The 10,858-nt window shown below is 37.7% G+C and carries 10 protein-coding genes; 9 read left to right on the top strand and 1 reads right to left on the bottom strand.

Features of this window, described 5'->3' with window-relative positions:
• Nucleotides 1-2: 2 nt before the first annotated feature.
• A complete protein-coding gene (gene rnhC / locus BFL01S_RS08220) occupies nucleotides 3-926 on the bottom strand; it encodes a ribonuclease HIII (protein WP_061785415.1) in 924 nt (307 codons plus the stop codon).
• A gap of 158 nt (nucleotides 927-1,084) precedes the next feature.
• Between rnhC and zapA the strand changes: the two genes are divergently transcribed.
• The 9 genes from zapA to BFL01S_RS08175 all read left to right on the top strand — a co-directional run bounded on the left by zapA (nucleotide 1,085) and on the right by BFL01S_RS08175 (nucleotide 10,853).
• On the top strand, nucleotides 1,085-1,345 hold the full coding sequence (zapA, locus tag BFL01S_RS08215; protein ID WP_025907834.1) for a cell division protein ZapA: 261 nt from the start codon (nucleotides 1,085-1,087) through the stop codon (nucleotides 1,343-1,345).
• Entirely contained in the window at nucleotides 1,342-1,896 is a 555-nt protein-coding gene (locus tag BFL01S_RS08210) for a CvpA family protein (protein ID WP_051567055.1), read from the top strand. Before zapA ends, BFL01S_RS08210 begins: the two co-directional genes overlap by 4 nt.
• Nucleotides 1,897-2,080: 184 nt before the next feature.
• Nucleotides 2,081-3,796, top strand: coding sequence for a DNA polymerase/3'-5' exonuclease PolX (gene polX / locus BFL01S_RS08205; protein ID WP_061785414.1), 1,716 nt, complete (start codon nucleotides 2,081-2,083; stop codon nucleotides 3,794-3,796).
• A 22-nt stretch (nucleotides 3,797-3,818) separates the two neighbouring features.
• Nucleotides 3,819-6,182, top strand: coding sequence for an endonuclease MutS2 (locus BFL01S_RS08200; protein WP_061785413.1), 2,364 nt, complete (start codon nucleotides 3,819-3,821; stop codon nucleotides 6,180-6,182).
• Between the two features lie 33 nt (nucleotides 6,183-6,215).
• Nucleotides 6,216-6,623, top strand: a complete 408-nt coding sequence (locus BFL01S_RS08195; protein ID WP_025907838.1) for a DUF350 domain-containing protein — start codon at nucleotides 6,216-6,218, stop codon at nucleotides 6,621-6,623.
• A gap of 224 nt (nucleotides 6,624-6,847) precedes the next feature.
• Nucleotides 6,848-8,536: a long-chain-fatty-acid--CoA ligase gene (locus BFL01S_RS08190; RefSeq protein ID WP_025907839.1), complete on the top strand. Its 1,689-nt coding sequence runs from the start codon at nucleotides 6,848-6,850 to the stop codon at nucleotides 8,534-8,536.
• Nucleotides 8,537-8,644: 108 nt separating this feature from the next.
• Nucleotides 8,645-9,235, top strand: coding sequence for a fatty acid metabolism transcriptional regulator FadR (gene fadR / locus BFL01S_RS08185; RefSeq protein WP_025907840.1), 591 nt, complete (start codon nucleotides 8,645-8,647; stop codon nucleotides 9,233-9,235).
• A 48-nt stretch (nucleotides 9,236-9,283) separates the two neighbouring features.
• Complete coding sequence (locus tag BFL01S_RS08180) at nucleotides 9,284-10,057, top strand: enoyl-CoA hydratase (protein ID WP_061785412.1); 774 nt, start codon at nucleotides 9,284-9,286, stop codon at nucleotides 10,055-10,057.
• A gap of 22 nt (nucleotides 10,058-10,079) precedes the next feature.
• Nucleotides 10,080-10,853: an electron transfer flavoprotein subunit beta/FixA family protein gene (locus BFL01S_RS08175; protein ID WP_061785411.1), complete on the top strand. Its 774-nt coding sequence runs from the start codon at nucleotides 10,080-10,082 to the stop codon at nucleotides 10,851-10,853.
• Nucleotides 10,854-10,858: the final 5 nt, after the last annotated feature.

The following is a 10,858-nucleotide window of genomic DNA, read 5'->3' as shown; positions in this document are numbered from 1 at the left end:
CTTTATTTTTTTACTAAAGCTAAAGCTTTTTCTGTATTTGCGAAGTGAGTTTTAGCAATGGAATGTAAACCTTTAACTCCGTGCTTTTTAATAATGGAGGCAGCTGCAATATCCACCTGTTTGCCTGCGCCACGAGGAATGGTCATACCGACCGTTTCTGAAAGCTTATCCATCTGTTTTAAAAAGGCATACCTTGCAATAATAGAAGCAGCAGCTACTGCTAAATGTACGCCCTCGCCTTTCGTACTAAAATATACGTTTTCATTAGCTATTGCTTTTTCATTAGCGATATGTTTGTAATAAGTATTCTTTTCAACAAATTGATCAATTAAAATGCCGTCTGGCTTTTCAGGACTAAGCTTATTCAGCACGTTTAAAATTGCTTTATTATGAAGAAGTGCTTTCATTTTTCCTTGTGTCATACCTCGTTCTTGGAAAGTATTATACTTTTCATTATGTAGGACGAGCAAGCTGTAAGGAGTAATTTTTATTAATTGCTGAGCAAGGGAAATAATTTTTTGGTCGGTTAAATCTTTTGAATCGCGGACACCGAGCTCTTTCAATAATGGAATTTGTTCTTTTTTAACGTATGCAGCAACAACCGTCATTGGACCAAAGTAATCACCAGTTCCTACCTCATCAGAACCAATTACCGATAGCTCACTAAAGTTTGGAGGTAAAACGGCTTTAGTTTTAGAAATTTGCTTTTTAATTGGTGCGGTTGTGTTGCCCCATTTCACAGCTTCTACTTCCGCACCTTTCCCTTGAAACAGTACTTTTCCAGATTTATAAGCGGTGATTGAGCTGTTACCTGTCTTTGCAGTAAATATTGCACCGGCAGGTACTTTAGCCTGTAAGTGCGGAGTGTAAAATGTTTTCATTTTGAAGATGTCATCAGATGATAAAGTTAAAACAACGTGTGACATATGTCTCCACCTTTCATTGTCGATAAGCTGATTAGTCAACTTATTTTACAAATAAATGTCTATTTTTTATAATAACGTAAATATTGATATGTTTCCATTGCAGTCTTCTTCATGATATGATATTGATTAGGATTTTTTGTGGAACGGAGGACTTTCTCGTGTCAGGACAAGATAAAACACGTGCGACAGTTGATATATATGGTCAGCCTTATAAAATCGTTGGAACAGAAAGTACTAGTCATATCCGACTGGTAGCTTCGATTGTTGATGATAAAATGAGGGAGATTAGCAAAAAAAATCCGTATTTAGACATTAATAAATTAGCTGTTCTAACTGCGGTCAATATTGTGAATGAGTATGTAAAGCTCAAAGAGGAATATGAAATGTTAGAAAAAAAACTTCATCAGAAAGAGGAATGAGACTTCTAATGTTAGACATTATTTTAGTTATCCTGCTGCTGTTAGGATTTGTTACTGGATTAAAACGCGGTCTAATACTACAAATCGTTCACCTTGTGAGCTTTGCCGTAGCGTTTATTGTAGCCTATATTTTTAGCGCAGATTTAGCACCTCGACTACGTTTGTTAATTCCGTTTCCAAATATGCAACAGCAAAGCGTTGCATCATTTGTATTAGATCCTGCGTTTCTTGAAGATGCTTTTTATCGCATGATAGCTTTTGCGATTTTGTTCTTTGTTACCCGTCTTGTTTTACGCATGGTTGGTTCTGTGCTAACTGCTTTAACGGATCTTCCGATCTTACGTCAACTGAATAGATGGGGAGGAGGAGCATTGGGCTTCGTAGAGGTTTACGTTCTCGTATTCATTCTACTCTATCTGGGGGCGGTTCTTCCTGTAAATGACGTACAAACGGCGATTCAGCAGTCAGCAATTGCCACAAATATAGTTGAAAATACACCTTATTTATCATCTGTTATTCAAGATTTGTGGACAGAATACGGTATGGTATAAGCAAGTAATTTAAATAGACAGTGGAGAGGATTGCTCAGAAGTGGCATAATACTTTTGAAATCCTCTTTTTTTGTTTTACAATAATAAAGAAGGACCAAACGTAAATAAAGCTTTTTGGTGTCAAAGTAGTACAAGTAAATATAGACCGCACTCATACATATAAATCTTGAATCGAGGTTGAATAATGAATAAAAAAGATGTTATTAAACTTTTAGAGACTATTGCTACATATATGGAGTTAAAAGGAGATAATCCATTTAAGATTTCTGCTTTTCGTAAAGCTGCGGCAGCGCTTGAGAGCGATGAGCGTAGCCTAAGTGATATTGAAGACGTAACAGCTCTACAAGGAATTGGAAAAGGTACAGCGACGGTAATTGAAGAATTTAGAGAAAAAGGCCAGTCATCCGTATTAGACGAATTGAAAAAAGAAGTGCCAGAAGGGCTGGTACCGCTTTTAAAACTTCCTGGATTAGGTGGAAAAAAGATTGCAAAGTTATATAAAGAGCTAGACATTGTGGACATCATTTCACTAGAAGAAGCTTGTCATAATGAAAAAGTTCAGGGATTAGCTGGCTTTGGTAAGAAAACAGAAGAAAAGATTTTAGCCGCAATCGCGGAATATGGAAAAAGACCAGAGCGGTTACCACTTGCATTTATGCTACCAATTGCTGAAGAAATTCTAGGACAATTAGAAGCGATGACAGATATTATTCGATATTCACAAGCTGGAAGTATTAGACGAATGAAAGAAACGGTAAAGGATTTAGATTTTATTATTTCAACGGAAAACCCAGCAGCTGTTCGAGAACAGCTTGTGTCATTGCCGCTTGTTAAAGATATCATTTCAAATGGAGATACAAAAGTTTCTGTGACGCTCGGCTATGACTACGACGTATCCGTTGACTTCCGTCTTGTTGAAGATCAAGCTTTTGTTACAACGCTTCATCATTTTACTGGTTCCAAAGATCATAATGTTCGTATGCGTCAATTAGCTAAGGAGAACGGGGAGAAGATTAGTGAATACGGTGTGGAAAACATAGAGACAGGTGAAATCCAAACATTTGAAACAGAAGAAGCGTTCTATCATCATTTTGGACTAGCATTTATTCCACCTGAGGTTAGAGAAGATGGACGTGAAGTAGACATATTTACAAAGAATCAAGAGCTCTTAAAGCATGATGATATTAAAGGCGACTTACATATGCACTCAACGTGGAGTGATGGAGGTTACTCTCTTGAAGAAATGGCTGAAGCTTGCCGAGCAAAAGGTTATGAGTATATGGCGATTACCGATCACTCACAGTATTTAAAAGTAGCTAACGGATTAACGCCAGAGCGCATTCGTAAGCAGCGAGAAGAAGTAAAGAGGTTAAATGAAAAATATACGGATTTTACGATTCTAGCAGGAATTGAAATGGACATTTTACCAGACGGGACGCTCGATTATGAAGATGAGCTATTAGCTGAAATGGATTTTGTCATTGCCTCTATTCATTCAAGTTTTTCACAATCTCGTGAAGACATTATGATGCGTTTGAAAAACGCGTTAACAAATCAACACGTAGATTTAATTGCACATCCAACGGGACGCTTAATTGGTCGAAGAGAAGGGTATGATGTGGATATTAATTTGTTAATTTCACTTGCTAAAGAAACCGATACTGCTCTTGAATTAAACGCAAACCCAAATCGTTTGGATTTAGCAGCAGAGCACATTAAGAAAGCACAAGAAGCAGGAGTGAAAATTGCTATTAATACAGATGCTCACAACCTCGAGATGTTAGAAGACATGAAGGTTGGCGTATCTACTGGCGTAAAGGGATGGTTAAAGCCCCAAACAGTGTTAAATACGTATAGTTTAGATGAGTTAAAGGTGTTTTTAAACCGCCACAAAGAGTAATAATTATCAGGAGGAATTTATTTTGCAACCAAGGATCTTTCAAGTGCTTGAATTTAATAAAGTAAAAGAACAGCTAGCTACAAAAGTTGCCTCATCTTTAGGGAAAGAAAAAGTAGATCAGCTTGTTCCATCTACAGACTATGAACAGGTTTTAAAATGGCAGGATGCTACAGATGAAGCCACAACAGTTCTAAGACTTCGTGGACATGCACCTCTCGGTGGAGTTTCGGATGTAAGACAAAGCGTAAAGCGAGCTGAAATTGGAGGAACGTTAAGTCCAAATGAACTCTTAGATATTGCTGGCACAATCTATGCAGCGAGACAATTAAAACAATTTGTTGAGCAATTAGTAGAAGACGAAGACGTCCAGATTCCAATCATCCAAGAACATATCGAAAAGTTGGTACCCCTGCCAGAAGTAGAGCAAGCGGTTAAGATGAGCATTGATGAAAATGGCACGGTTCTAGACGGTGCTAGCGAACAGCTGAGAGGCATTCGTCAAAAGCTTCGTTCGACTGAATCACGTATTCGTCAAAAGCTAGAGAGTTTAGTGCGCTCATCTTCTGCTCAAAAAATGCTCTCAGATACGGTTGTAACGATTCGAAATGACCGATTCGTTATTCCAGTAAAACAAGAGTATCGCAGTGCTTATGGAGGTATCGTTCACGATCAGTCATCTTCAGGTGCAACGCTATTTATTGAACCGCAAGCAATTGTTACGTTAAATAATGAATTGCAAGAAGCGAAAATGAAAGAAAAGCAAGAAATCGAAAAAATCTTAATTGAGCTCACGACTCAAGTGGCAGAAGTAGCAAATGAGCTAAGACAAAACATTTATTTACTCGGTGAATTAGATTTTATGTTTGCTAAAGGACGTTATAGTCACGAGTTAAAAGCTTCAAAACCAAAGATGAATGACCGAGGCTACATCAAGTTATTTAAAGCAAAGCATCCTCTGATTTCGCAAGATGAAGTGGTAGCCAACGATATTGAGATTGGTGATGACTATACGTCGATTGTGATTACAGGTCCTAATACAGGCGGTAAAACCGTTACGCTAAAAACAATTGGTTTATTTACACTAATGGCTCAAGCTGGCCTCCAAATTCCAGCGCTAGACGGTTCAGAGATGGCGGTATTTAAGCACGTATTTGCCGATATTGGAGATGAGCAGTCAATTGAACAAAGCTTAAGTACGTTCTCTTCTCATATGGTTAATATTGTGGATATCTTAAAGAAGGTAGATAGCGAAAGCCTTGTTTTATTTGATGAGCTAGGAGCCGGTACAGACCCTCAAGAAGGAGCAGCGCTAGCTATTTCGATTTTGGATGAAGTATATGGGTGCGGTGCAAGAGTAGTTGCAACCACTCATTATCCAGAACTAAAGGCATATGGATATAACCGTGCCGGTGTTGTGAATGCGAGCGTTGAGTTTGATATTGAAACGCTAAGCCCAACTTATAAGCTATTAATTGGTGTACCAGGACGAAGTAACGCATTTGAAATTTCAAAGCGATTAGGGCTAGAAGATAAGGTTATCAATCATGCTAAAAGCTATATTGGTTCTGAGACAAATAAAGTGGAAAACATGATTGCGTCCCTTGAAGAGAGCAGACGTAAATCGGAAGCTGAACTAGCTGAAGCGGAAACATTACGTAAGGAATCTGAAAAGCTTCATCAAGAGCTTCAGCGTCAAATTATTGAATTCAATGAACAGCGCGATAAGCTATATGAAAAAGCAGAAAAGAAAGCTGAAGATACAATTAAGGAAGCATCACAAGAAGCGGAAAACATTATTCGGAATTTACGCCAAATGCAAAAAAATCAGCAAGCATCGATTAAAGAGCATGAGCTGATTGAAGCAAGAAAACGCCTAGAAGATGCGGTCCCTACATTGGAGAAAAGTAAAAAGCAAGTTTCTAAACCTAAAAAGCAAGAGAGAGTCCTGTCTCCGGGCGACGAAGTGAAAGTTGTGACATGGGGACAAAAAGGTACGTTACTTGAGCGGACAGGAAGTAATGAGTGGCAAGTTCAGATTGGTATTATGAAAATGAAAGTAAAAGAAAAAGACCTAGAGTACATCAGCTCACCAAAACCTGTTGAAACAAAGCCTCTTGCAACGGTAAAAGGTAAAGATTATCATGTTAGCTTAGAACTTGATCTTAGAGGAGAAAGATACGAAAATGCACTTAGTCGAGTTGAAAAATATCTAGATGATGCGCTTCTTGCAGGTTATCCACGCGTATCTATTATTCATGGAAAAGGAACTGGTGCTTTACGAAAAGGTGTGCAAGAATATTTAAAGAACCACCGTTCAGTTAAATCAGCTCGTTTTGGCGAAGCTGGTGAAGGAGGGACAGGTGTTACTGTCGTAGAATTTAAGTAATAGAGAAGATGAGGGGGAGGAGAGCTGCAAGGAATGGATAATTTTTGGAAAGATCCTTATGTGGAATCAGCGGCTTACTACAGCGTTGTTATATTAAGTATTGTTGTATTTTTAGCGATTTTCGAACTTGTAACAAAATATAAAAACTGGGAAGAAATTCAAAAAGGGAACCTTGCAGTTGCCATGGCTACAGGAGGTAAAATATTTGGCTTAGCCAATATTTTTAAGTATTCCATCGAGCATAATGATAATTTATTTACAATGCTGGGCTGGGGAATCTATGGGTTTGTTCTTTTGTTAATCAGCTACTTTATCTTTGAGTTTTTAACACCAAAGTTTCGAATTGACGACGAGATTGAAAATGATAATCGCGCGGTCGGCTTAATTTCATTGATTATTTCTGTTGGCATGTCGTTTGTCATTGGTGCAGGAATTGGATAGGGGAGCAGAGACATGGAACTATTGGCAAAAGTATTGATTGGATTATGCGGATTGTTTATAGTGATTGGCCTTATTTATTTGTTGTTTTTTTCATAAATTAGTTAGACAAGAGAAGAGTGAAAATCTCTTCTCTTTTTTTATAACTATTTGTCATGCTAATCACTGATTCAAAAGTAGTATACTTTAAGAAGAAAGAAAATTTAAAAAATAAAGGAGGGAGCAGTATGCTTGATAAACCATGGGTTTCTCAGTACCCATCTGAAATACCTCATTCACTTGCATACAGTGAAAAGACGTTAGCTCAGCTTTTTGAGGAAGCAGCTAAGAAGAATCCACATAAGTGTGCTGTGCACTTTTTAGGCAAGCGACTCACGTTTCATGAACTATATGAGCAAGCAATTACTTTGGCTGTATACCTCAAGGAAATAGGTGTACAAAAGGGAGATCGAGTCGCCATAATGTTGCCAAATTGTCCTCAAGCTGTTATCTCTTTTTATGGAGTTCTCTTGGCAGGAGGAATTGTTGTTGAAACCAATCCGTTGTATACAGAAAGAGAATTAGAGTATCAATTAAATGATTCAGGAGCAACATGTATCATTGCTTTAGATCTATTGTATCCGCGCATCTCAAAAGTGAAAGCGTTAACAAAAATTAAACATGTTATTTCAACTTCAATTAAAGACTACTTACCATTCCCGAAAAATCTATTATATCCTTATGTACAAAAAAAGCAGCAAGCTATAACTGTTCAAGTTGAGCATATGGGTGATACGCATCTATTCCCAACTATTATGAAGCGTAAAAGAGAATCGGAAACCTTTGTATATGACGTTACTTCTAATGAAAATATTGCCTTATTACAATATACTGGTGGAACAACTGGATTTCCAAAGGGAGTTATGCTTACTCATAAAAACTTAGTAACGAACGCAACAATGTGCTCTCATTGGCTTTATCGGTGCAAACAAGGTCATGAAAAAATTCTTGGAATCCTACCGTTTTTTCACGTATATGGTTTAACCACGGTACTCATTTTATCTGTTTTAGAAGGATATGAAATGATTTTATTACCGAAATTTGATGTGGAAAGCGTTTTAAAAACAATTCATAAGCAGCGTCCTACTTTGTTTCCAGGTGCTCCAACTATTTATATTGCGTTATTAAATCATCCTGATCTCAGCAAATACAACTTATCATCCATTGATTCATGTATTAGTGGTTCTGCACCGCTCCCTGTTGAAGTACAGGAAAAATTTGAGGAAATAACGGGAGGGAAGTTAGTAGAAGGTTACGGTTTAACTGAGACATCTCCAGTTACACACTCTAATTTTGTTTGGGAGAAGAGAATTAGAGGGAGTATCGGTGTTCCTTGGCCAGATACAGATGCCAAAATTATCTCGTTTGAAACAGGCGAAGCATTGCCAATTAATGAAATTGGTGAAATTGTAGTAAAAGGTCCACAGGTTATGAAAGGATATTGGCATCGTCCTGATGAAACCGAAGCTGTGTTACAAGATGGGTGGCTGAAAACAGGTGATGTTGGTTACATGGATGAAGATGGCTTCTTCTATATTGTAGATCGTAAAAAAGATATGATTATTGCAGGTGGATATAATATCTATCCTCGTGAAATTGAGGAGGTACTGTATGAGCACCCGAAAGTGCAAGAAGTCGTTGTTGCTGGAATTCCAGATGAATACAGAGGAGAAACAGTAAAAGCTTACATTGTTCTAAAAAATGGTGTATCATGTACAGAAGAAGAATTAAATACTTTTTCACGTCAATATTTAGCGGCATACAAAGTTCCTCGGGTATACGAGTTTCGAAAAGAACTTCCGAAAACAGCAGTCGGAAAGATTTTAAGAAGAGCACTCGTTGAGGAAGAAAAGGAAAGCCAAAAAAAGGCGACGTGATAAACGTCGTCTCTTTTTTTATAAAACACAATTGACAGAATCATCTTATTTCTTTATTATAAAAATATGAATGAATCATCATTCATATTTTAAAGGAGCGTATTTAGATTGAAAAGAAATAAGCCAAAGTACATGCAAATTATTGATGCAGCAGTAATTGTTATTGCTGAAAACGGCTACCATAATGCTCAGGTTTCAAAGATTGCTAAGCAAGCAGGAGTAGCTGATGGAACGATTTATTTATACTTTAAAAATAAAGAAGATGTATTAATTTCTTTATTTCAAGAAAAGATGGGACAGTTTATTGAAAAGGTACAGGAAGAAATTGTTGAAGTAAACACTGCTTCTGAACGCCTATATATGTTAATTGATAAACATTTCTCATTCTTAGCAAGTGATTATTCATTAGCGGTTGTCACACAGTTAGAGTTAAGACAATCAAATAAAGAGCTTCGCTTGAAAATTAATGATGTATTAAAAGATTACCTTACTGTTATTGATACCATCCTTCAAAAGGGAATCGAAACAGGAGAGTTTCCAGAAAACTTGGATATTCGCTTGGCCCGCCAAATGATATTTGGGACGATTGATGAAACGGTCACTACATGGGTGATGAATGATCAGCGTTACGAATTAAGCGAACTATCTAAAAAAGTACACTATTTATTAATGAATGGATGCAGTGGCTCTCCGCTTTAATGGGGAGAGCTTATGCTCTACATAAATTGAAGCAAGAGGTGAGTAGAATTGAGCGCTTTGTATAGTGAAACAATTGAAGGAATAACGTTTATTACATTTAACAACCCACCTGCTAATGCGCTGTCTCAAGGCGTATTACAAGAGCTTTCACAACTACTAAAAAAGTACGAAGAGATTGAGGAAACTCGAGTTATTATTCTAAAAGGTGAAGGGCGCTTTTTCTGCGCAGGAGCCGATATTAAAGAGTTTACTTCCTTACAACAATCCACTCAATATGAAAATTTAGCTAAAAAAGGTCAAAACTTATTTGAGTATATTGAAAATTATCCAAAGCCTATTATTGCCATGATTCATGGAACGGCTCTTGGAGGAGGGTTAGAATTAGCGATGAGCTGTCACATGCGATTTGTTACGCATGATGCAAAGCTTGGCCTACCTGAACTCCAGCTTGGAATCATTCCGGGATTTGCAGGTACCCAGCGACTGCCACGCTATGTGGGAGCTGCTAAGGCATGTGAAATGATGCTAACAAGCAGGCCAATCAAGGGAACAGAAGCGGTAACCCTTGGATTAGCCAATGCTTCCTACCATGAGGAGGAACTTCATTCAAAAGTAACGGCGATAGCGGAAGTAATTGCTAAAAAGAGCCCAAGTTCTGTAAAAGCGACCCTTGAATTACTACAGTATACAAAAACGAGTCGTTATTACGAGGGAGTAGAAAAAGAAGCACAACTTTTTGGAAGCGCATTCAACACGGAGGATGCAAAAGAAGGGGTTACGGCTTTTATTGAAAAAAGAGAGCCAAAGTTTGTTGGAAAGTAACTATCTTTAGGAGGGGAAATAAATGAATATTTATGTTTTATTAAAAAGAACATTTGATACTGAGGAGAAAATTGCTTTACAAAATGGTCAAATTGCAGAAGATGGAGCAGAGTTTATTATTAACCCTTACGATGAATATGCAGTAGAGGAAGCAATTCAGCTGAAAGATAAGCATGGGGGAGAAATTACGGTTGTAACGGTAGGAAACGAAGAAGCAGAAAAAGAGCTTCGTACAGCACTTGCAATGGGAGCTGATAAAGCGGTGCTGATCAATATTGAAGACGACGTAGAGTATGGGGATCAGTATACGACAGCTAAAATTTTAGCGCAGTATTTAAAAGATCAATCGCCGGATTTAGTTTTAGCAGGGAACGTGGCAATCGACGGAGGATCAGGCCAAGTTGGTCCGCGTGTCGCTGAACTATTAGAAATTCCGTACGTTACTACGGCAACAAAGCTTGATATCGATGGAACAAACGTAACAGTTGTACGAGATGTAGAGGGTGACTCAGAAGTTATTGAGACAACTTTACCGCTACTGGTTACGGCGCAACAAGGTCTAAATGAGCCACGCTATCCATCTTTACCAGGCATTATGAAAGCAAAAAAGAAGCCGCTGGAAGAACTGGAGTTAGATGATTTAGATTTAGATGAAGGTGATGTAGAAGCAAAAACAAAAACAATCGAAATTTATTTACCACCTAAAAAAGAAGCAGGACGCGTTTTGAGTGGCGATATTCAAGATCAAGTAAAAGAGATGGTTACGCTATTGCATTCAGAAGCAAAAGTAGTTTAAAAAAA

Source organism: Priestia flexa NBRC 15715 (assembly GCF_001591565.1).
In the GTDB taxonomy this organism is placed as follows: domain Bacteria; phylum Bacillota; class Bacilli; order Bacillales; family Bacillaceae_H; genus Priestia; species Priestia flexa.
This window is presented reverse-complemented; position numbering and strand designations above follow the sequence as displayed.